19 protein-coding genes and 1 pseudogene are annotated in these 19,231 nt (G+C 37.7%); 12 read left to right on the forward strand and 8 right to left on the reverse strand.

Features of this window, described 5'->3' with window-relative positions; translation table 11 throughout:
• Positions 1-152: 152 nt before the first annotated feature.
• The 3 genes from ACOI1C_RS17430 to ACOI1C_RS17440 all read right to left on the reverse strand — a co-directional run bounded on the left by ACOI1C_RS17430 (position 153) and on the right by ACOI1C_RS17440 (position 6,494).
• Positions 153-4,625, reverse strand: a complete 4,473-nt coding sequence (locus tag ACOI1C_RS17430; RefSeq protein WP_422511873.1) for a glutamate synthase-related protein — start codon at positions 4,623-4,625, stop codon at positions 153-155.
• 311 nt (positions 4,626-4,936) lie between these two features.
• The gene (locus tag ACOI1C_RS17435; protein WP_422511874.1) at positions 4,937-6,232 is read right to left on the reverse strand and encodes a glutamate-1-semialdehyde 2,1-aminomutase; all 1,296 of its coding nucleotides are present in this window, start codon (positions 6,230-6,232) and stop codon (positions 4,937-4,939) included.
• Positions 6,233-6,296: 64 nt separating this feature from the next.
• On the reverse strand, positions 6,297-6,494 hold the full coding sequence (locus ACOI1C_RS17440) for a hypothetical protein (protein WP_422511875.1): 198 nt from the start codon (positions 6,492-6,494) through the stop codon (positions 6,297-6,299).
• Positions 6,495-6,611: 117 nt separating this feature from the next.
• Between ACOI1C_RS17440 and ACOI1C_RS17445 the strand changes: the two genes are divergently transcribed.
• The 4 genes and pseudogenes from ACOI1C_RS17445 to ACOI1C_RS17460 all read left to right on the forward strand — a co-directional run bounded on the left by ACOI1C_RS17445 (position 6,612) and on the right by ACOI1C_RS17460 (position 9,608).
• Entirely contained in the window at positions 6,612-6,827 is a 216-nt protein-coding gene (locus tag ACOI1C_RS17445; protein ID WP_422511876.1) for an ATP-binding cassette domain-containing protein, read from the forward strand.
• Between the two features lie 28 nt (positions 6,828-6,855).
• Complete coding sequence (locus tag ACOI1C_RS17450) at positions 6,856-7,215, forward strand: hypothetical protein (RefSeq protein ID WP_422511877.1); 360 nt, start codon at positions 6,856-6,858, stop codon at positions 7,213-7,215.
• 330 nt (positions 7,216-7,545) lie between these two features.
• A pseudogene (locus tag ACOI1C_RS17455) lies at positions 7,546-8,592 on the forward strand (IS3 family transposase); the annotation flags it as partial.
• A gap of 677 nt (positions 8,593-9,269) precedes the next feature.
• The gene (locus tag ACOI1C_RS17460) at positions 9,270-9,608 is read left to right on the forward strand and encodes a hypothetical protein (protein ID WP_422511878.1); all 339 of its coding nucleotides are present in this window, start codon (positions 9,270-9,272) and stop codon (positions 9,606-9,608) included.
• 390 nt (positions 9,609-9,998) lie between these two features.
• On the opposite strand, the gene ACOI1C_RS17465 is transcribed toward ACOI1C_RS17460, so the two are convergent.
• Positions 9,999-10,202, reverse strand: a complete 204-nt coding sequence (locus ACOI1C_RS17465) for a tyrosine-type recombinase/integrase (RefSeq protein ID WP_422511879.1) — start codon at positions 10,200-10,202, stop codon at positions 9,999-10,001.
• A gap of 270 nt (positions 10,203-10,472) precedes the next feature.
• On the opposite strand from ACOI1C_RS17465, the gene ACOI1C_RS17470 reads away from it, so the two are divergent.
• The 4 genes from ACOI1C_RS17470 to bcp all read left to right on the forward strand — a co-directional run bounded on the left by ACOI1C_RS17470 (position 10,473) and on the right by bcp (position 12,794).
• Positions 10,473-10,868: a hypothetical protein gene (locus ACOI1C_RS17470; protein WP_422511880.1), complete on the forward strand. Its 396-nt coding sequence runs from the start codon at positions 10,473-10,475 to the stop codon at positions 10,866-10,868.
• A 334-nt stretch (positions 10,869-11,202) separates the two neighbouring features.
• Positions 11,203-11,544 carry an ABC transporter permease gene (locus ACOI1C_RS17475; protein WP_422511881.1) on the forward strand — a complete coding sequence of 114 codons (342 nt, stop codon included), beginning with the start codon at positions 11,203-11,205 and terminating at the stop codon, positions 11,542-11,544.
• 313 nt (positions 11,545-11,857) lie between these two features.
• Positions 11,858-12,268: an ion channel gene (locus tag ACOI1C_RS17480; protein WP_422511882.1), complete on the forward strand. Its 411-nt coding sequence runs from the start codon at positions 11,858-11,860 to the stop codon at positions 12,266-12,268.
• A gap of 58 nt (positions 12,269-12,326) precedes the next feature.
• Complete coding sequence (bcp, locus tag ACOI1C_RS17485; RefSeq protein ID WP_422511883.1) at positions 12,327-12,794, forward strand: thioredoxin-dependent thiol peroxidase; 468 nt, start codon at positions 12,327-12,329, stop codon at positions 12,792-12,794.
• Between the two features lie 90 nt (positions 12,795-12,884).
• On the opposite strand, the gene ACOI1C_RS17490 is transcribed toward bcp, so the two are convergent.
• Entirely contained in the window at positions 12,885-14,459 is a 1,575-nt protein-coding gene (locus ACOI1C_RS17490) for an MDR family MFS transporter (protein ID WP_422511884.1), read from the reverse strand.
• A 14-nt stretch (positions 14,460-14,473) separates the two neighbouring features.
• On the reverse strand, positions 14,474-14,893 hold the full coding sequence (locus tag ACOI1C_RS17495) for a MarR family winged helix-turn-helix transcriptional regulator (protein ID WP_422511885.1): 420 nt from the start codon (positions 14,891-14,893) through the stop codon (positions 14,474-14,476).
• 429 nt (positions 14,894-15,322) lie between these two features.
• Here ACOI1C_RS17495 and ACOI1C_RS17500 point away from each other — a divergent pair, with 429 nt between their 5' ends.
• The 3 genes from ACOI1C_RS17500 to perR all read left to right on the forward strand — a co-directional run bounded on the left by ACOI1C_RS17500 (position 15,323) and on the right by perR (position 17,380).
• Complete coding sequence (locus ACOI1C_RS17500; RefSeq protein WP_422511886.1) at positions 15,323-16,273, forward strand: D-2-hydroxyacid dehydrogenase; 951 nt, start codon at positions 15,323-15,325, stop codon at positions 16,271-16,273.
• A 1-nt stretch (position 16,274) separates the two neighbouring features.
• Positions 16,275-16,832 (forward strand): cob(I)yrinic acid a,c-diamide adenosyltransferase, encoded by a 558-nt coding sequence (locus ACOI1C_RS17505; protein ID WP_422511887.1) that lies wholly within the window; start codon positions 16,275-16,277, stop codon positions 16,830-16,832.
• 110 nt (positions 16,833-16,942) lie between these two features.
• Complete coding sequence (gene perR, locus ACOI1C_RS17510) at positions 16,943-17,380, forward strand: peroxide-responsive transcriptional repressor PerR (protein ID WP_422511888.1); 438 nt, start codon at positions 16,943-16,945, stop codon at positions 17,378-17,380.
• Positions 17,381-17,414: 34 nt separating this feature from the next.
• On the opposite strand, the gene ACOI1C_RS17515 is transcribed toward perR, so the two are convergent.
• Positions 17,415-17,762 carry a YgzB family protein gene (locus ACOI1C_RS17515; RefSeq protein ID WP_422511889.1) on the reverse strand — a complete coding sequence of 116 codons (348 nt, stop codon included), beginning with the start codon at positions 17,760-17,762 and terminating at the stop codon, positions 17,415-17,417.
• A gap of 185 nt (positions 17,763-17,947) precedes the next feature.
• Between ACOI1C_RS17515 and ACOI1C_RS17520 the strand changes: the two genes are divergently transcribed.
• Entirely contained in the window at positions 17,948-18,814 is an 867-nt protein-coding gene (locus ACOI1C_RS17520) for a nucleotidyltransferase-like protein (protein ID WP_422511890.1), read from the forward strand.
• A gap of 150 nt (positions 18,815-18,964) precedes the next feature.
• Here ACOI1C_RS17520 and ACOI1C_RS17525 read toward each other — a convergent pair.
• Positions 18,965-19,231, reverse strand: a 267-nt coding sequence (locus tag ACOI1C_RS17525) for a hypothetical protein (protein ID WP_422511891.1), incomplete at its 5' end; no start/stop codon positions are given.

A 19,231-nucleotide genomic window follows, 5' to 3' on the forward strand; every position in this document is an offset into this window, starting at 1 on the left:
GGGGATCTTGCTAATCCTCTTGTTCAGAGGGGATTGTATTTATTGCACCACTGTTCAAAAAATACACGATTGTCATCTTAATTACACAACTCGAAAAACCCCAGTTGTTTGTAAACAAAAACCCCCGCAGTCAAACTGCGGGGGCTAAACAATTATTCTGTTGATACTGCAGGATCCGCTTGCTCCTTAATAGGAACTACCTGTAGAAAATGTGTTCCCGGATCTGCTAGTAATGGTTGTAAATATTCAACTTCCTCCAGCTGTTCGTGTTCTTTCAGAACTTGAACATAGGCAGTTAAGAGTTCAATGACATCTTGTGTACCTTTATTTGAGAGTGCTTCAATCGATACCTTTGCTCCCTTGGCCATTCGTCTTGAAAGAGTTTCCTTCGTCAATCCAAGTGATGGGTCATGGCGAAGATAAACGGCACCACCGGTCATTCCTGCACATATCCATGGACCTGGATCACCCATGACAAGCCCTCGTCCATTTGTCATATATTCAAAGGCAAATCCTTTAATATTTGCATGAACACCAATATTCCCATACTCTTGTTCGGGGATTGGTTTTGTCACCCGACCACCAATAATCATGTCAGCTCCTGAAAGTCGAATGCCGGCACGAGCATCAGCATTTCCTTGAACAAACAATTGCCCCTTTTGAGCACCGTAACCGAATCCTTTTCCGACAGAACCGTTATAAAGATTACCGTCCGCTCCTCTTGATTTCAAAATAAAAATATTCCCACCTAGGGATGTTTTTCCAATGCCATCCTGTGAACCGCCTTCGACTCGGATATTGATTCCCTCGGTATTATAGGCACCAAGTCCATTTCCTGGAATCGAGCCATCCTTATAGCTTAGGGTGATAGATGGAAGCTTTCTATACGAACCATCTAATCGTCCACGAACTCGGTGTCCAGAGACACGACTACCAAGAACTCGTTGCTCGGATGTGACAGATGAGAAGCTTCTTGATTCTGATAACTCGTTGGTATCTTGATCCAGATATTCTGCACCAACAGCAAGAGCCATCAAATTTGGTTTTTCCAGACTCGCTGCAACATCCTTATGAGGCATCTGTTCAATATCAAGAGTAGCTAGGAGGTCTGATAAATCCATTTGCGCGAACCCTTTAGTCTGTTCGAGTAAGTCAGATCGGCCAACGATATCCTGAAGTCTAGTAAATCCTAAGGATGAGGTAAGAAGCTTTAATTCACTCCCAAAAGCAGTAAAAAAGTTTATTAAACCTTGTACGGCTAAAGTAGAATTTCTTGGAACAAAGCGTCTTATCCCGTGATTTTTTGCTTGTGCTTCTGATTCTATCTGGGTAGCAATTCCGACATGACATGTATCTAGATGACAGCCTCTACATGTGGTACAGCCAATGGCAATCATGGACAATGTACCAAAGCCAATTCTATTTGCACCTAGAAGCATCACCTTCAACACATCAGATACACTGCGAATTCCACCATCTGCCCAAATTTCAACATGATTACGCATGCCAGCTTCCAACAAGGCATTGTGGGCAGCTTTCACACCAATTTCAACAGGTAATCCTACGTGCTGAAGGGCATGTATTCTCGCGGCACCTGTCCCACCATCAAATCCACTTATCGTGATGATATCGGCACCGGCTTTTGCAATACCGACAGCAATTGTTCCTATATTCGGCACAACAGGCACCTTTACAGCAACCTTGGCTTGATCATTTGCCGTTTTTAACTCGGTAATCATTTGTGCGAGGTCTTCAATTGAATAGATGTCATGGTTATTAGATGGTGAAATTAAATCAGACCCAAGTGTGGCATTACGAGCATCTGCAACCTTCTGCGTTACTTTAGATCCTGGTAAATGTCCACCTTCTCCAGGCTTTGCCCCTTGACCAATCTTGATTTCTAGCAAATTAGAAGAATTTAATAACTCTGCATTTACTCCAAAACGACCTGAGGCAATTTGTTGCCCACGTGTTTTAGCATATTTACCAAGCATATCTTTAATTTCCCCACCCTCCCCGTTTAAGCTGACCATGTTTAATTGTTCAGCTGCTTTTGCATAGGCCCGAAAGGCAGTCTCGTTTTGTGAACCAAATGACATAGAACTAATAACGAATGGGAGACTATGTGCTCCAACTCCAATATCTACCTTTTCAGGAACAGTTGGTTTTGCAGACTCTTTAAAGCTAGTTAAATGTCGAATAGATATGGGTGTTGAATCTTCTTGTTCTGTTAGCTTTTTGCGGTATTCTTCATATGAACCTGTTTGGGCAACCTCTCCAATTGATTTCCAAATTCGTGGAAAGATATGAAAGGTTTTACTTGCTCTAGCTTTTTCATCGTTATAATCTTCCGTCCGCTTCAATGCATCCTCTTTCAAAAAATTGAAATCATAGCTTAGTTTATTTGACCCAAGGAAATTTACAATACGGAGCGTATTGGCAATTTGATCATGCAAGCCAATGGAAGAGAAGAGTCTACCATACCCTCGTAACTCATGAATCCCTATAGTCGAAATCACTTTTTCTAAGCCTTTGTTTAATGATTCAAACAAATGCTGGGTAGGCTGGATTCTATCTTCACTAATGGTAGCAAATAGTAGGTAAGGACTTATCGCATCTGCTCCAAAACCCAATGCTAGAATGGCGTCATGTAAAGAACGAATTGCTCCTGAACGTAGAATAATGGAACATTTTCTTCTCAAATCCTGTTGAATTAAACTGTGATCAATTGCTGAAATGACTAGATGAGGGTCTATCCACAGTCTTCCATTCTGATGAGATTGACCATCGTCTAAAATAAGTAGAGACTGTCCATTTTTCACAGCGTTAATGGCCGCTTTTGTCAAATGGTCTAATCCTGTTTCTAATGATTCTTGATTTGAATATGTTGCATCAAGATAGTGGGTCAAACCTTCCCTTTGAAAGTGGGATGCGACCTGCTCGTAAGATGGCTGCAGAAGCTTTTCTTGTAAAGCCAGACCGTGTGAGCCCTCAACTAAAATGGGTGAATGTAACTCTAAGAAAAGATGTTTCGGATGTCTGGTAAATAATGCTGGTCTTTTACCCAACATGGTTCTCGTAGAAAAATGTTCGGTTTCACGATCGCGGTCTATGGCTGGATTTGTAACGACAGCCACACTTTCCTTTATAAAGTCTGCTAAGTTCCGGCGACCTGTATCAATGGCCGCAAGAGGTGCATCATGACCTAATGAACGTATCGGTTCTGCTCCATTTTCAGCCATTTGTTCAACAAACTGAATGTGCTCACGATCCCAGCCAAAGGATGCATATTGATAACTTTCAACTTTCGATATAGTGGTTACAACAATAGCCGTATCGATCTTAGGTGGTTGTAGCCGTATTCTATAATCCTTAAAATCTACTCGATCCTTTAATTGTTCATATACTTCATTTTGGAAAGCATTGTATTCATATAGCTTAAGTTCTCCAAACTCATATTTTAATCCAACCTTTTCACCAGGGGAAAGTGGTTTAGGATCACTCACAAATTGAGAGGAGGGAAGAATACCAGGCTCTGAGCCATATAGATATGAAGACTCTGTTTCAAATTGCCACAATGGTCTTAGGCCAAGTGAATCTAAGCTGAATACTGCCTCGTCTTTATATCTTGAAATGATGCCTGCTGGACCTTGAGCAAAATGTCCCCAAGCCTCTCGTGTGTACGTATATAAATCTTGTAGATGATTTGGATAGGCTTTGATTTCGTTAATGATCGGTGGAAAGAGAATATCCATAGCCTCAAATAAAGTAAACCCATGTTTTGACAAGAGAGTCTCAATTGTGCGGTTTAAATCTTGGGAATCACTACCACCCTTAGTTAATGGCACTCCAAGCATTTGTGCTTCCTCGCGTAGTTTCGCAATCGTGTTAATTTCACCGTTATGACCGAGTACACTAAACGGTTGAACACGGAAAAAAGAAGATTGTGTATTGGTAGAGTAACGATTATGTCCTAGGGTCATCGAGGATGCAACCAAGGGATTAGCTAAGTCATGATAATACTTGGGAAGAATATCTCCTGCTCCCATTACTTTGTATACACAATGGTAATTGCTTAAGGAAGCAACGTGAACATTGTCATCTTCTTCAATCCTTATTGTTAAATCAAAAAGCAATCTTGTTACGTTTTCTGATCTACCTTGAGGTAAAAGCGCAACTTGCCAAAATATTGGCTCCTGAGAAGAGGCGATTGGACCAAGAGAGCAAGAGTCCGTCACCTTATCCGTTTCATAAAGAAGGTCCAAATTAAAGGAAGTAAATAATTGTTTAATCGTTTCTTTTACTTCTGACGTATTGGCTTCTTTAGACATAAAAAAATGACCAACAATAAATTGATCGTCATGAACAACTGCAGAATTGATCCCTTTTTGAGAAAGCTTCTCTTTCCAAAGCTCTCTAGGTATATCAATGTGAATTCCGACACCATCACCTTCACCGTTTGTAAATCCGGCACGATGGTTCATTTTCATTAAAGCAGAAATACATAACTCAATATTCTCTTTTGTAGGTTGTTGTTTTTTCTCCAGGATAGAAATGATTCCACACGAATCATGTTCAAGATAGTTGTGGTTTTTAAAGGTGCTAGGATTCCAGATTTTTGTCATTTTAGTGGCCGATTTGGCCTCCACCTCCTTGGAATGGTCTTACAGTAATCTATAATTGAATAAACACAAGTATGAAAAAGGGGGTAGGAAACAAGAAAATGGAATATGAATATTCAGAATTGTACTTACTATGTTAGCAAACTTAATAGGAAAATTCAATTAATATTCATTTTGCTGGATAATTACATTATATGTAGTGGGTGAAAAAAGAGTATATAATTGAAAACAGCTTGTACTGTAAACGTTTTCATGGGAAAAATAAAAAACTAGCTTCAATGTAGAAGCTAGTTTTAATGTATACCATAGAATATTTATTCATTGTTCAGCTGTCTAAAAGCATGTTCAACTGCTTGTAAGGTAATATCTATATCTTCAATAGTGTGAGCAGTAGTTACGAACCATGCTTCATATTTAGAGGGGGCAAGGTTGATCCCTTGCTGTAACATTAGTCGAAAGAACCGTGCGAACATTTCTCCATCTGTATCCTCAGCCTGAGCATAGTTTTCAATCTTCTTTGTTGTAAAATAAATCGTTAAAGCACCTTTTAACCGGTTAATGGTAATCGGGGTATGATGTGTTTTTGCATGCTTTAGAATACCTTTTTCAAGAATGGCTCCAAGCTTATCTAAATGCTCATAAACACCTTCTTCTTGTAAAATTTCAAGACAAGCAATACCAGATAGAATGGAGGCTGGGTTTCCTGCCATTGTTCCAGCTTGATAGGCAGGACCAAGGGGAGCAACAGTATCCATGATTTCTTTCTTACCACCATAAGCCCCGATTGGGAGCCCTCCACCGATGATTTTTCCAAGAACGGTTAAATCAGGTTTAATTCCAAGTAAATCTTGTGCTCCTCCGTACATAAAACGGAATGCTGTAATGACTTCATCATAAATAACGAGAGCACCAGCTTGGTGGGTAAGGTCATTTATTTGCTGCAAAAAACCTTCCTTCGGCTCAACAATGCCAAAATTTCCAACGATCGGTTCCACTAAAACAGCAGCTATTTGGTCACCCCATTTGTCTAATGCTTCTTTAAGTGGTTCAATCTCATTGAAGGGTACGGTAATGACCTCTTGAGCGATACTTTTAGGAACACCAGCAGAATCAGGAATTCCAAGGGTTGAAGGGCCAGAGCCTGCAGCGACAAGGACTAAATCCGAATGCCCATGATAGCAACCAGCAAATTTAATGATTTTATCTCGACCCGTGTATGCCCGTGCAACTCGAATGGTTGTCATAACAGCTTCAGTGCCTGAATTAACAAAGCGCACCTTGTCCATAAAAGGCATGGCTTCTTTAAGCATTTTGGCAAAGGTTATTTCGTGCTCAGTTGGAGTCCCGTAAAGAATTCCGTTTTCAGCAGCATGCTTTATAGCCTCAGTAATATGTGGGTGAGCATGCCCGGTAATAATAGGACCGTAGGCAGCTAAATAATCAATGTATTTATTTCCATCCACATCCCAGAAATAGGCTCCATTTGCCCGAGACATCACAACAGGTGCACCACCACCAACTGCTTTATACGATCTTGAGGGACTGTTAACCCCTCCAACTATATGTTCTAGTGCTTCTTTATGTAATTGTTCGGATTTTGTGAAATTCATTATTTGCCTCCTGCGCCTGTTCGCTCGCTAGTTCCTTTAACATTTTATCATGTTCTCACTTTTTTCAAAACAGTCGATATACGAATAAAAAAATCAATCCAGCAAGCTTGAATTGCAGGTTGATGAAAACAACTAGTCCAATGATTAAAATGAACAGGATGAACACAAATCGGTCTTTTTTAGATTTTACATGTTGAAGAAACAGGAAGATTAGTCCTAAAATAAAGAGTAAGCAAAGAAATAATTCGGTAATGAAGTTCATATGATTCCTCCTTAATCTCTTTTTTAAAAAATATGATGAAATGGTAAGGAACATGTGAATTGTATATAATTTTAACAACATACTTTTTACCTACTTGAAGTGCGAAAGGGTGACACAATGAAACCTCATTCTATTGTTCTGTCAGTGAATGGGTTAAAGAAAAAAATGGGTAAATCGACGATTATTCATGATTTTTCTTCTCAACTTAACAAGGGGGAAATTGTTGGTTTACTAGGTCCTAATGGATCTGGAAAGACAACGATATTAAACAATGACGGTGAGTCTGAATACGACTATTTCTTGATAGAAGACAAAAACCACTATCTATACTGAAAGTGGATGGAAAGGCTCCAAACTTTGGGTGGACCATGACATCCCTTATAGTACAGACAGAATAATAGATTGGGACCCTGATAGTAGTAATGATGGCCCCTATCAAATCAGCTTTGCTTACCCTTACAGTATTTCATGGGGATTCAGTATGAACAATAATCCGAAAGTTAGTAATATAGGTAGCCAGGAATATGACTACGGCAGATGGGAAGTTCATAATGATTTTTATAGTTTAAGTGGATTAGATGGTCATCGTTTTGAGCCCTCAACAACTTGGAAATCTAGTGGGACATTGGCAATTATGGATATTAGAGAAAAAGGATACTTTGTTCGCAATGGAATCACTGTTAATAGTTCTATTACTTCCAGAGTTTCATATGATTATTAATAAATTATTATAGGGGTGTTAAATTTTATGGATACTAGTAAAATCAACCTTGTAGTTAATATCTTAATGCTTTTTGCTTTAATTTATATTGGGTTTAAATTAGCTGATATAGCACGATTGCTAGCACAAATTGTTATACAGGGAAACTTGTAATTTACTAGTATTCTACATTTACACCCTTATAAGGGAAAAAGGAACTGAGTAATATAACTCAGTTCCTTCTTTCTGTCCCTAACTTTTACTAGGATAATCTTGGATAGGTTACACTTAATTGGACAGATAAATTAAGGTCAAGTAGACTACAAGTAATAATATTGAGGAGAATCTACTATGACAAAAAGAGAACGACGAACGTTTACATCTGAGTTTAAACATCAAATCGTCCAGCTGCATCTTAACGGTAAGTCACGTCAGGATCTAATCCGTGAGTATGACCTGACACCTTCTTCACTTGATAAGTGGTTGAACCAAAGTGAAACTTCTGGATCATTTAAAGAATCGGACAATCAGACACCTGATCAAAAAGAACTAACTAAACTTAGAAAAGAAAATAAGCAGCTACTTATGGAGAATGATATTTTAAAGCAAGCCGCGCTGATACTAGGACGAAAGTAAATGTGATCAAAAATAACCAACACAAATACTAGGGTATCAGCAATGTGCAAAGTCCTACAGCTCCCCAGAAGCAACTACTATTATGAAGCAAAAGAGAGGGCTTCAGAGGACGATATTACCTCTCTAATTATCACAATCTTTCAAGAGAGTCGTCAAAACTATGGAACTCGCAAAATCAAGGTCGAGTTAAAGAAACAGGGCCATGTCGTTTCAAGGAGACGTATTGGACGAATCATGAATGAGCAAGGTCTAGTCTCAAGTTACACGGTCGCACAGTTTAAGCCACATTCCAAGTCGTGTAACGAATCTAATCAGAAGAATGAGTTAAACCGTGAGTTTGACCAGGAAGAAGAACTGACCGTTGTGGTCAGTGATTTAACATACGTAAGAGTCGATGGAAAGTGGCACTATGTATGTGTATTTGTTGACCTCTATAACCGAGAAATCATTGGATATAGCACGGGTCCCAATAAGGATGCCGCGTTGGTTTATCGTGCATTCGCATCTATTCAGAGAGATATTCGCAAGATAAAAGTCTTCCATACGGACCGTGGAAAAGAGTTTGATAATAAATTAATTGAGGAAGCACTAGACACATTTAAAATTCAACGTTCCCTAAGTATGAAGGGTTGTCCTTACGACAACGCTGTAGCCGAAGCCACATTTAAGATTATTAAGACTGAGTTTATTAAAGGTCAACACTTTAGTAGTTTTTTTAGGGCTTTAGCTGGTATTGATGTTAAAATTGGTGATTATGTTTCTTCTACAGATGCTGACGGCAACTTTTTAATTTCAGATATTCCTACCGGTAAGTATCCATATGTGATTTCTACTGGAGAAACGGTATATGACGAAGGTATTATTCATGTGAAAAATGGCAAAGTTGAATCATTAAATTTTGATATATCTGTAACTGCAGATGAAGCTGCAAAAAATATGGGATTTGGAAATGAAGAGGACTTTTCGGGAGTATTAACTCAGTCTCATACACACGGCGGAGCCCCTCACTGTAACAAAAGTGTATCTGGTCCAGCATTCCAATTAAATAATTCAGATTGTGGATGGGCTTTGTTTATTAAGTATTGGGGAAATTGCTGGACAGAAGCTATGCAGAATACTGATGCCTCATCAGAAACAAATGTATATTGTAATGGTTCTATAAAACTGCTGTATTTGCTTATGGAGCAGAAGGCTATCCTGGACAGTTCTATGGTCATGGAATTTCTTGTTCTTATACTCGTGGTCATAGTGAATTCAGCCATTATAACTAATGCTTAATCCTTTATAATTAAATGTAAACTTAACACTTATAGTAGGGCATTCTGTAGGAATGCTGTCAATTATTCTTAATTCTTTTCATTTGCTTGCTGCAGGAGTTTGGGTAGGAGGAATTTACTTACATTTGTTGTTTCAACTTGCTGGATCGAGGGATAGACCTGGTGAATAAAGAAAAACAAGAAATTCCGTTAGATTTGAAAGTGACTCCAATTTTAGTAGGTATAAATGAATTTGTTCTTGTTTTTGGTAGTGACAAAATAAAGAAAGTTGAGTTTACTATGGAAACTGATCAGGACAGTAGGATAACTTATAATGCCTTTAAGACTGATAAAGGAACTTTTAGAGTAACCGGTATCAATATCCAAAAACCTGGCGTAAATTTAGTTTCCATCAAAGCATTCACGGTGGATAATAGCATGATAAATTATGATTACCAGATAAATGTACCTGGTGAAGACAAAAGTATGTTAAAATCATTAACTAGTACAATTGAAAATTAGTATAATTTTTTTAACACTCAGCATTGATGGCTCAAGCGTGGGGTAATGGTTCTAGGGATAATTAAATTGTTTCAGGTTTTCACCTAGGTATAAGGAATTGAATTTTATCAGATATACTTTGATGGGTATGGATAATATACAAAAAGGAATTCTCAAATCATCTCCTGATGGAGAAGATGATAAGATTCCAGTAAAAAAGGGTTTGATGATGCATTTAGCTATGAATAATTAAGTGAGAAATATTAATAGGCCCTACGGGTGGAGATAATCACGGTATTCGGTGTGATTTTTCTACTTCTCGTGGGGCTATTTTTTTTAACAGTGCAGTGCCATATTGTGAACAAGTGTGATAAAGCAGTTAGTATATTGGAAACTTCCCTTCTTTGATGGTTATTTTATATTCTGTAATATTTCAGAATTTTCCCAAACGTGCGAGGCATTATTTTTTCTTGATTGGAATTTTTCTGGATATATCGCCGTTGCCCTAATATCAGAGTGGCCCAAACTCTTACTAATTTTATAAAGATCAGCACCTTGTTCTGATGATATTTGTGCATAACTATGTCTAAAGTGGTGGGGTGATGTAACCGTCAAGTACTTTTGAACACTTTTTGTTCATTTATTTTGAACACTTTTATCCATGTAATATCCCCACCCAGTTATGCTGCTAGGCGGGGGCCGTATTTAAAATGGCAGCTTTCCTAATGAAGTTATCGATCTCTTACATATGCAAAACTATGTGCATGACAAAGTAGATACCTATTCACTTGGAATGAAGCAACGATTGGGACTAGCCCAGGCAATCCTTCATTCGCCCTAATTTTAATACTCGATGAACCAACAAATGGGCTTGATCCAGAAGGAATGAAGGATTTAAGGGTTTTACTTATTAAACTTGCAAAAGAACAGCAAGTTGCTGTTGTGATTTCAAGTCACATTTTGGCTGAAATTGAACTCATCTGTGACAGTGTAGTCATGATTCGAGAAGGGCATATCATTGACAAAAGTGAGATAAACCGTCAGCAAGGAAGTGCTGAGGAGCGGGTTCCTTACTTGTTTAAGGTAATAGAGATGGAGTTTGCAAAGTCGTTATTAAGGGATATTGACTTGCATCAGAAAATACAATTTCAAGATGAGGACTTTAAGAGGATGTTCAAAAAGTCCGGCAAAAATAGCTTCGAATTTCTTCGTCAGCTCGTCTTTCCGCTCCTCACGTATACAAAACATACGCGCAGGAAGCTCAAGACTTCGCTTCCTTGAACTTCTTTGCTCTTTTTGTCCTCCTTTTTGAACAGGCTCTTTAAGGTTGAATTAAATGAACGGGAAGTAGCTGTATTAAACAAACGGTTGATTCAAAATGGCATTAGCGTAGTCGGGATAAGGAAAGTGGAGCACACCTTAGAAGATAGATTCCTGAAAACCTTGAAAGGAACTACAACATGAAATCACTTTTCTATTTGCTTTATTAATGAATTAATGAAAATATACAAACGTCCCGGAGTATGGGTGTTCCTTGGTTTCATTTTATTGATCAATCTGTTATTCGGACTGATTATTTGTTGGTGAGAACTTACCATTTTGGCACTACATAGATATGAGTTCTGCCTTACTTTTACTCACTCAATTAATTGCAATCGTCTATGCAGGAGATATTTTATCAAATGAGTTTGCGAAAGGGACAATTAAGATGCTGTTAATGCGACCATACTCGCGTTCAAAGATCCTCTTGTCAAAACTAATGGGGGTCCTAGTAATAGTCGTAGTACTAGTCTTGTTTCAGTTTATTTCTTCTGTTCTAACAGGCATTCTCTTTTTTGCAAAAGGGTTCACTTTGTTTGATCATTCATTTTTATTCGCTAGTAGCAGCTATCTTTTCACTTATATCGAGATTTTTATAATCTGCATTGTAGCATTCAACATTTCAGTCATAACATGAAGTAGCATTTTTTCGATTACAGGTACAATTGTTCTCTTTTACTTCTCCAATCTATTAATTTTTGGAGCATTTTGGCTATGAGTTTGCGAAATATGTTTTGTTTGCAGACACAAATCTGCAACCCTACTTTTTTGGACAACCAATGTTTGATTGAATGCCAATATCGTTTTCGATTTTCAATATAGTGATCCATTGTGTGATTTGTTTGACTGTTTCCTTTGGTCTTTTTAACAATAGAGATGTTCACGTGTAACGAAAAGTTTACTAGCATGACCACCGCGTTCTTTACATATGTTAGGACGAGGTGGTTCACATGGTAAATATGTTCTTTTTATTTGCTGTCATCTTTAGCTTATACAAGAGCTTTGTTCAGCTTTTTAAACGGAATGGGCTTCGACACAATTATATTTCCTTTGAAAATATAGCCTTTTTATTTTTACTATATGTCAATGTCTTAGTTGGATTTGGACTTGTTTATGCCATTTTTGAAATGAAGGGTTCTTCTATTTTGGTTGAAAATGGGATCGCTTTATCTGGTGGGTTTTTAGATGTGTTTGCATCCACACTCTATTTCAGTGCGATCACCTTGCTATCGGTCGGGTATGGAGACATCACACCGATTGGGGTAGGTCGATCGTTTGCTATTCTTGAAGCATTGATCGGCTATATCATACCAGCTGCTTTTGTCGTGAGAAGTATGGTGGACTATGAAAATACTCATTAGTTGTGAATCCTGAACATATTTGTTATCTTAGTTGTAATTGAGACAAGGAGGTACTAGGATGACAAATGTGCTAAAGGCTCCTGAATTTGAACTGGTCGCGAGTAACGGAGAAAGTGTTAGATTATCAGATTATTACGGAAAAAAGCATGTGGTTCTCTATTTTTACCCGAAGGATATGACACCTGGGTGTACAACAGAGGCTTGTGATTTCAAAGAACACCATGAGAGTTTTGGCGAGTTGGATGCAGTCATAATCGGGATTAGTCCTGATCCATTGGACAAGCATCAGAAGTTTGTGGTGAAGCATGACCTCCCTTTTTTATTACTAGTAGATGAGGACCACAAGATTGCAAAATCCTATGAAGTATGGAAGCTAAAGAAGAACTTTGGCAAAGAATATATGGGAATTGAACGATCAACATTTGTAATTAACAAAGAAGGTTTGATTGTAAAAGAATGGCGAAATGTAAAGGTGAAAGGCCATGTAGAGGAAGCTTTGGCTTTTATTAGGGGAAATCTAAGGTAAATGGAGGAGGTGTTCCGGGTTGGGGACCCTCTTTTTATTTTACTAGTATACTAATAACATTAATTTTCTTAAAAAGAAAACCGCTGCTGATTATTCAGCGGCGGTTTCGATTTCATCCTTATTTGACTGTCTAAGAGGAATTTCTCGTAAGAACAAAGTGAGAACAAATGCGATGGCCATAATAATAGCACCGATTAAAAACACCCCAGTTAATGAAAAGGCTAAAGATTCTCGAAGAATGATGATCAGTTCATCAAATAATGGGAGCATCTCAGCACTAAGGCTTTTCTTAGCCAAATCTAATTGTTCTGGATTCATTAATATCTGTGGGTTCGAAAAAGAACTTAATCCTTCCCCGGATACTCCAGTTGGTAATTTTGACATAGCTTCCACTATCTTTTCTTCCATGCGAACCGTCATAATCGAACCCATAACGGCAACACCGACTGTCCCACCGATTTGGCGGAATAATTGTGTAGAAGCAGTCGCCACTCCTAAGTTCGCTTGGTTCACAGCATTTTGGACGGTTAGAGTGAAAACCGGAAAGCAAGCTCCGAGTCCAAATCCGACAATAATCATATTCATGACAGCTGACCAATTAGCTGTGTCTAAAGACATAGTAGACATCGAAACCATTCCTGCTGACATAATGAGTAGTCCAACTAGAGCAAATATCTTGTATTTACCTGTTTTCGTAATTAACTGTCCGATTATTGCGCTAGAGAAGACCATGCTAATCATCATAGGCATCATAATCAACCCGGATGCTGTGGCTGAAACTCCGATAACACCTTGGATAAAGAATGGCATGTACATAATCGCACCAAACATTCCAGCACCAAGCATAAACCCAATAATATTCGACAATGAAAAGATATCGTTCTTAAATAATCTGAGTGGCAATACTGGGCTCTTTGCCCTTTTTTCAACTTGAATGAATAGAAACAATGATGCAATGGATGAGATGAATAACCCGATGATCAATGGAGAAGACCAATCATATTCAGTTCCTGCCCATGAGAAAGCAAGTAATAAAGGAACGATAATAAAGGTTATGAGTATGGAACCAGCATAATCAATCTTTTCAGAAGGTTTCCTTTCAACACTTGGAAACAGGGACATAATTAATAGGAATGCAACGATACCGAAAGGGAGGAACACCCAAAACACCCATTTCCAGTGGATATTATCAACAATCCAACCACCGAGTGTAGGTCCAAACACACTTGCTAAACCGAACACGGATCCCATTATCCCCTGCCAACGGCCACGTTCACGAGGGGGGAATAAATCTCCGACTGCTGTGAAGGCTGTGGACATAATCATTCCAGCTCCGAGTCCTTGAATTCCTCGATAAATAATCAGATGGACGATACTTTCTGCAGTGCCACACAAAAGCGATCCAACAATAAAAATACCAATACCGATTAAAATGAACGGTTTTCGTCCATATATATCAGAAAGCTTTCCAACCAAAATAGCCGTAACACTTGAAGTAAGCATAAATATTGTGAATACCCAATTGAAATATTCAATCCCACCTAGGTCAGAAACTATCCGTGGTAGAGCTGTTCCAACGATTGTCTGGTTTAGTGCTGCAAATAGCATTGCAGACATGATCGCGATCATAATCGTTATTTTTGTTTTTTTGTCTAAATCCTCCATGCTTTTCCCTCCATTTACAAATTAAATTTATTAAAAAGATGAATGAGTTCTTTTAACTCTAAATCAGAGAGATTATCAAAGGTTGAAAAAAGATAATTTGTTTTCTTTAAATTAAGTTCTTCAATTAAGGTATTACCCTTCTTTGTTAGGACAATCTCTACTACTCTACGGTCTTCTAAAGAGCGTTCTCTTGTAACCAAAAGTTTCTTTACCAATGAATCACCAATAGAAGTAATGTGACTTGATGTAACCCTTAGTTCATTCGATATAGTAGAAACCTTTTGTGTTCCGTTTTGATAAAGGTGTTTCAGTATCAAAAACTCACTACTGTTTACCTCATCTCCGAGCATTTCATTGATTCCTTTTCGAATTCCTCGAAACGTGTATTGCATTGTTTTTTCTAAGTCATACATAAGTTCTTTACGTTTATCCATTATCATCACCTTATAAATTATTAACCTAGTTAATTATTTAATATTCGAAGTAAAATGTCAATTATTTTTCTTTAAGGTAGGGGGCAATCGTCTATACATAGGAAATTATTTAGAATATAGTAAAGTATAGGGAAACCCCCCTCATTCATAAAGAGCGGTCGAGTGCGAGAGTATTCTCGCCTTTTTTGTAATATCAGAATTTATATGGGCAAGTGCATCTGAATCCGGCTCCAGCGCCAGCTCCCCTCGAGGTCAAATAACCTGAAGTAAATAAAAGGGAAGATCACCCTTCTTTTTGCTTCAGGTTATTTGCTATGCCTAGTCTGGACAAGGCGCTTGCGCTTTTCTTATTTTTAGAGGATGTTATCGCTTTTAAGCTTGCCCTAAAATTGTATATAGTAAGAGTAGAAACATTCTAGGAGGCGTCAGATGAAAATCATAACAAGCTTTCCAGTAAAGGAAGAAAAACAAACCGAGCTAAAGAGTTATTTTTTAGATGAAGAATTTTTCTTTTTTCAAAATATCCATGAAGCAGCAGACGAATTGGAAAATGCAGAAGTTCTTCTTACATACGGAGAGGATCTAACTCCAGCTCTTATTGAACAGGCAACTAGTTTAAAGTGGATTATGGTGATGTCTGCAGGTATGGAGAAAATGCCGTTCCAAGCAATTAATGAGAAAAATATACTTGTTACAAACGCACGTGGAATTCATAAAATTCCAATGTCTGAATATGCACTTGGGATGATGCTACAGGTCTCAAAGCAGATGAAGCTTCTTTATGAACAGGAAATAGAATCGAACTGGAATCGAGCCATTCCAACGACAGAGCTATACGGAAAAACGATACTAATCATTGGTGTGGGAGCGATTGGCGGTCAGATTGCCATGCTTTGTAAATCATTTGGAATGAGTGTTCTAGGGATAAGTAGAAGTGGAAATCCGATTAAGCACGTAGAGAAAATAGGTAAATTGGATACATTAGAACATCTCCTGCCAAAAGCAGACTATATTGTTTCTGTCTTGCCAAGCACAAATGAAACAAGATACATACTAAAAAGGAAGCATTTCGAGAAAATGAAGAGCAACTCAATCTTTATGAACATTGGTAGAGGAGATTTGGTTGAAGAGTCGGTACTGATAGATGTGATGTCAGAACGATTGATTGCCCATGCTGTTCTAGATGTATTCGAGCAAGAGCCACTTCCGTCCGAGCATCTATTTTGGAAAATGGATAATGTAACAGTCACACCTCATATTTCAAGCATCACGGCCAATTATTTACCAAGGGCTTTTGAAATATTTGAAGAAAATCTTCATATTTATAGAAGTAAGAGAACAGATTATGTGAATCTAATTAATGTTAAACGGGGGTATTAGAATGAAAATTTATACGAAGTCTGGTGATAAAGGGACCACATCATTAGTATATGGAGAAAGAGTTGCTAAGCATGATAGTAGAGTTGAAGCTTATGGTACTTGTGATGAGGCCAATTCCCTTATTGGACTAGCCTTGAGTTATATAAAAGAAGAAGCAGATCAACATGGAGAAATTGAAATGATTTTTCATAAAATACAAACAACCATTTTTCATGTTGGGGCAGAGTTGGCCACTCCTGCTGGAAAAGAAGTGAAATGGAAAGTAGATGCCCAGGACATTCAGTGGTTAGAATCTGTGATAGATTCATGGGATCAACAGTTACCAGCTCTTACTAATTTCATCCTACCTGGAGGCTCTAAGGCGGGGGCTACCTTACACTTAGCTAGAACGGTTGTTAGGAGAGCGGAGAGAAGAACTGTGTTAATTGAATCGGTAAATCCATTAGTTCTCTCTTATTTAAATCGTCTTTCAGACTTTTTATTCGTAGCAGGAAGATACGTGAATCACCTGCTTAAAATTACAGAGACTACGTTACATCAGGATAAGTTAAGAAAATAAATCATAAACTATTTCACATACAAATAAGTAGAAGTTTGACAAGAAAAGGATAATAAAGGTACACTAATTATAACGATTATAAAGTAATAATGCTTTTCAAAGTGAGGTGCATGTTGGTGTCAATACATTTAAAAGATGCGCTTGAAACGTTAAAGGAAACAGGAGTGAGAATTACTCCACAACGTCATGCCATATTAGAATATTTAATTCAAACAATGACACACCCAACTGCTGATGATATCTTCAAAGCACTTGAAGGGAAATTTCCAAACATGAGTGTGGCCACCGTTTATAATAATTTAAGGGTCTTTAGAGAAGCGAGACTAGTGAAAGAATTAACCTATGGAGACTCTTCCAGTCGTTTTGACTTTGTAACAAGCGATCATTATCACATTATTTGCGAGGAATGTGGCAAAATAGTCGATTTTCATTATCCAGGCTTGGATGAAGTAGAAGCATTAGCCTCTCATGTTACTGGATTTAAAGTGTCCCATCACAGAATGGAAACGTACGGAACTTGTCCAGATTGTATAAAAGACCATTTATAAAAAGAAAGCTGACTTTTTAAAGTCAGCTTTCTTTTTATCCTTTACGATTATAGCTTTCATCAAATTCCTTGCCTTCTAATCCAGGGTCAAGTGTAAGTGGTTCGTTACAGTGCATACAAATATCAACTCTGCCAAGTATCTTAGTTGGCTTCTCACAATTTGGACATGTGACCTGAACAGCTCTTGTAGACAGCATACCAATCCAAAAATAGACAACTGTACTTGCTACGATGAACAGTAAACCAAGTATCATAAAGAGGCTAATAACCCAGACGTTGGTTCGAAAGAAAATACCGATATACATAACAATAAACCCAGCGAAAATAAGGCTTAATGCGAATGTTCTTATTTTATTAATTTTATTTGAATACATTTTTGCCATATTAGTCACTCCTCGATAATACTATAACATAAAAGAGTCCAAGCCCGTAACGAGAAAGTTTTCTAGGGAGTATTACTTACCCCATACGCGGTGTATAGATTTTATATCATGTTGTTAAGCAGGCAGGTATTTGCCTTCTTCTTGTCGAAAATATTCGAACTACAAAAAATGGAGGGATATCGAGTATGGAAGATCTGTTGCGCCCTATTTATCAGGAAGTAGCAAGCCATTCGAAAACCTTAGGCATCATCTTAATAGAGAGAAGGCGACCGGAAAATCCCTCAACTGATAATTTTGACGTAATCTTGTTTGTCATTGTAAAGGAACATGAATCAACAACTAGCCTAAAACATTACCAATTGGAATCCGGGAAAAAGGCTGCATTAAAAGTAGTAGAGGTAGTGAAACTGGACCAATGGTTAAAGCTAGGAAGTAATCGAAAAGTATACGATTGGATTTTGGGTGGTAAAGTTTTATTTGAGCGTAACGAATTCATAACTGAACTGAAGCAAACACTCTTAGACTTTCCTTTAAATGACCGTAAAAAAAGAATTGGTCTAGAATTTGCTAAATTAATAAGAAGATACACAGAGGGGAAAGAGCTTTTTGAACTAGGTCATTTATTAGATGCTTATAATCATATTGTCCATGCACTCCATCATCTTGCTAGGCTGTCTATCATTGATCATGGCCTTCATCCAGAGATAACAGTATGGAACCAGGTTAGAAGAATAGAACCAGAGGTGTTTAAGCTGTATCAGGAATTAGTTGAGAGCGATGAACCTCTAGCGAAGAAATTAGAACTGCTTTTATTAGCTAGTGAATTCTTAGTTAATTCAAGCACTAAAACCGGTTCCTTACATCTAATAGAAGTGTTGAGTAAAAAAGAAGGATGGACAATACAGGAGTTAAGTACTCATCCAGAGGTCGCAGACTACTCAGTCGATTTTGATGCTTTGTTAGTCTTTCTTATTGAACGTAAACTTGTACAAGTAACACTCGAGGAAACAAAAGGACAGGGAATATTCCGTCGTATATATAGAAGTAATTAATGAAGTTATATATCAATGGTATTTTTATTTGAAAATCTATTGACTCCACTTTTAACTTCGTGGTATATTATTCTTCGTCGCTGCTAGACAACTTCGTTTTCTTGAAAAAAGAAAATGAAAAAAGTAGTTGACTAGCACTTGCTGAAAGTGTTATATTAATAAAGTCGCTTCTGAGCGGCGGAGAAAATTCGTACTTCCTAACTGCAAACTAACATTTAAGTTTCTTTTGCCTAACGGCATAAAAACTAGTTCTTTGAAAACTAAACAGAACGTCAAGCGTGACTCGGACTTTCTAGTCCTTGTCAAAAATGTAACAAACATTATTATATTCGCTAATGCGAGATAATGATGAAGTTTTTTCACTAATGTGAGAGAACTATTGAAAGCTATTTTCGCTATCGCGAAAAAGCTTTGCCG

The sequence above is a fragment of the Bacillus sp. DJP31 genome (genome assembly GCF_049310945.1).
In the GTDB taxonomy this organism is placed as follows: domain Bacteria; phylum Bacillota; class Bacilli; order Bacillales; family SA4; genus Bacillus_BS.

Coding starts and splice junctions, on each gene's coding strand:
- ACOI1C_RS17500 (WP_422511886.1), top strand. CDS start 15,323: ATGAAAATCATAACAAGCTTTCCAGTAAAGGAAGAAAAACAAACCGAG.
- ACOI1C_RS17490 (WP_422511884.1), bottom strand. CDS start 14,459: ATGGAGGATTTAGACAAAAAAACAAAAATAACGATTATGATCGCGATC.
- ACOI1C_RS17470 (WP_422511880.1), top strand. CDS start 10,473: ATGAAGGATTTAAGGGTTTTACTTATTAAACTTGCAAAAGAACAGCAA.
- perR (WP_422511888.1), top strand. CDS start 16,943: ATGTTGGTGTCAATACATTTAAAAGATGCGCTTGAAACGTTAAAGGAA.
- ACOI1C_RS17515 (WP_422511889.1), bottom strand. CDS start 17,762: ATGGCAAAAATGTATTCAAATAAAATTAATAAAATAAGAACATTCGCA.
- ACOI1C_RS17520 (WP_422511890.1), top strand. CDS start 17,948: ATGGAAGATCTGTTGCGCCCTATTTATCAGGAAGTAGCAAGCCATTCG.
- ACOI1C_RS17495 (WP_422511885.1), bottom strand. CDS start 14,893: ATGGATAAACGTAAAGAACTTATGTATGACTTAGAAAAAACAATGCAA.
- ACOI1C_RS17435 (WP_422511874.1), bottom strand. CDS start 6,232: ATGAATTTCACAAAATCCGAACAATTACATAAAGAAGCACTAGAACAT.
- ACOI1C_RS17440 (WP_422511875.1), bottom strand. CDS start 6,494: ATGAACTTCATTACCGAATTATTTCTTTGCTTACTCTTTATTTTAGGA.
- ACOI1C_RS17475 (WP_422511881.1), top strand. CDS start 11,203: ATGAGTTCTGCCTTACTTTTACTCACTCAATTAATTGCAATCGTCTAT.
- bcp (WP_422511883.1), top strand. CDS start 12,327: ATGACAAATGTGCTAAAGGCTCCTGAATTTGAACTGGTCGCGAGTAAC.
- ACOI1C_RS17430 (WP_422511873.1), bottom strand. CDS start 4,625: ATGACAAAAATCTGGAATCCTAGCACCTTTAAAAACCACAACTATCTT.
- ACOI1C_RS17445 (WP_422511876.1), top strand. CDS start 6,612: ATGAAACCTCATTCTATTGTTCTGTCAGTGAATGGGTTAAAGAAAAAA.
- ACOI1C_RS17505 (WP_422511887.1), top strand. CDS start 16,275: ATGAAAATTTATACGAAGTCTGGTGATAAAGGGACCACATCATTAGTA.
- ACOI1C_RS17480 (WP_422511882.1), top strand. CDS start 11,858: ATGGTAAATATGTTCTTTTTATTTGCTGTCATCTTTAGCTTATACAAG.